2 protein-coding genes are annotated in these 2048 nt (G+C 61.0%); both read left to right on the top strand.

Annotation, left to right across the window (positions count from 1 at the left end; translation table 11 throughout):
- Positions 1-335: 335 nt before the first annotated feature.
- Positions 336-1097, top strand: a complete 762-nt coding sequence (gene radC / locus EN893_RS30845; protein ID WP_127272228.1) for a DNA repair protein RadC — start codon at positions 336-338, stop codon at positions 1095-1097.
- Positions 1098-1351: 254 nt separating this feature from the next.
- On the top strand, positions 1352-2048 hold a 697-nt coding region (locus EN893_RS30840), incomplete at its 3' end, for a PfkB family carbohydrate kinase (RefSeq protein ID WP_128362053.1).

Below are 2048 nucleotides of genomic sequence, written 5' to 3'. Positions count from 1 at the left end.
TCTGCCGCCAGCGCGCCCTCCGAATGCGTCGAAAGCAGGATTGCCATGGCCGCGAGAGATGCCCGGCCGGCCAACAGTCCAGAGTCAATTTTGGCGAACATGCGCGCTCCAGTATAGCGAGGCAACGAGCCTCCGATGGCGCCAACATGTCAGGTGAAAGTGGCCGCATGCGTTAAGTGATGTTAAGTTTTGTTGCGCAATCGTGGTTTCATCTTGCCGTATGAGAAAGCCGTAGCGACGATCTGCCGTGGGACGTCTCGCGATCGGGGAACAGAACTGTTTCAATCCCGGCCAGAACAGTTCTAATGTCTGCGCTGGAGCAATGTGGGCGGTGTATGGGGAACACAAACGACGACGACGAGCGGAGTTTCTTCTCCGAAGCGCCGATGCGGCCTGCGGCGAAAGCCAAGGCGACGCTCGACGAAAAGCCGCATTACCTCGGTCACCGCGACCGACTGCGCGAGCGTTTTGCCCTGGCGGGTCCGGACGCCCTGCCCGATTACGAACTTCTGGAACTTCTGCTTTTTCGCCTGATCCCTCGTGCCGACACCAAACCGGCGGCCAAGGCGCTGCTGGCGCGCTTCGGCACGCTGGCCGAAGTGCTCGGGGCGCCGGTTGGCCTCTTGCAGGAAGTCAAGGGCATTGGCCCTGCGGTGGCGCTCGATCTCAAGATCGTCGCGGCAACCGCGCAGCGCATGGCGCGCGGAGAGGTGCAGGGTCGCGAAGTCCTCTCGTCCTGGACACAGCTTCTTGCCTATTGCCGGTCGGTCATGGCCTTCGAGGCGCGCGAGCAGTTCCGCATCCTGTTCCTCGACAAGAAGAACGCGCTGATCGCCGACGAGGTTCAGCAGACAGGCACCGTCGACCATACGCCCGTCTACCCGCGCGAGGTGGTCAGGCGCGCCCTCGAACTCTCGGCCACCGCCATCATCCTAGTCCACAATCACCCGTCGGGCGACCCCACACCCTCACGAGCCGATATCGAAATGACGAAGGAGATCATCGAGGCGGGCAAGCGGCTGGGCATCGCGGTGCACGACCACATCATCGTCGGGCGGAAGGGATATGCCAGCATGAAGGGCCTGTTGCTGATCTGACGGGCCGGGGGCATGCCAAGACCGTCCGATCAGGCCCGGGCGATCGAATGAAGTGCAGGAAATTCGCCTGCACAATCTTTTACCAAAAAATTTGAAAATTGTTCAATCTTGGAAAGAGGGCCCAAGGTCCGCTCTATCTCTGGATTAAACTTCCAATCGAGAGGAATTCTCTCTTGATTTTTAGAAGACAATTCCGTTGAGGCATCGCATTTTCGCTGCTACCGTTTTGAAACGCTTCAATTGGAACTCCGCCATTGCAACGCAAGCGCCCGACCATAGCGGATGTCGCACGAACCGCCGGTGTCTCCATCGGCACGGTTTCGAATTTCATCAATGGAACGGCAAGCCTGAAGGAAGGCACGCGCGACCGCATCGAGAAGGCGGTTGCCGCGCTGATGTATCGGCCGAGCTCCTTTGCGCGCTCACTGCCGGGCCGCGCGCCACACAGGCCAAAGAACCTCGATCACCTGCCAAGACTTCTGGTCGCCGGTAGGGTGAGTGTCGACTTCCTGTGCCGCGTCGACGTGCTGCCGCATCGCGACGACCGGATCACCGCCAGCCACATCGACAAGGCGCTGGGTGGCCCCGCAGCCAATCTCGCGGTTGCCGCCGCCGGCATCGGAGCACCCTACGCGCTGGACGTTGAGCTGGCGACAGCGGTCGGCCAGGATCCAGAGAGCGATTGGGCGCTCGGCGCGCTTTCGAAACTGAGTGTCCACGCCTTGCCGATCCGCAACACGCCCAACAACCGCCTCTCCCAGGCGATCGTGATCATCGAGCGCAATGGCAGCCGGACGATCATCAGCGAACCGTTCGAGCTTGGCGAGGTCGACCTGACAGCCAATCTGGATATCCAGCCCGAGCAACGTCCGGCCTGCCTTCATATCGAAGGCTTCCACTACGAGACGATGACCGCGTCCATCGCTCGCTTTCATCAGGCGGGCTGGAAGG

This window comes from Mesorhizobium sp. M7A.F.Ca.CA.004.04.2.1, from assembly GCF_004022825.1.
Classification (GTDB): Bacteria; Pseudomonadota; Alphaproteobacteria; order Rhizobiales; family Rhizobiaceae; genus Mesorhizobium.
This window is presented reverse-complemented; position numbering and strand designations above follow the sequence as displayed.

Excerpts from the sequence above, each read along its gene's own strand:
- radC (WP_127272228.1), top strand. The coding sequence starts at position 336 with ATGGGGAACACAAACGACGACGACGAGCGGAGTTTCTTCTCCGAAGCG.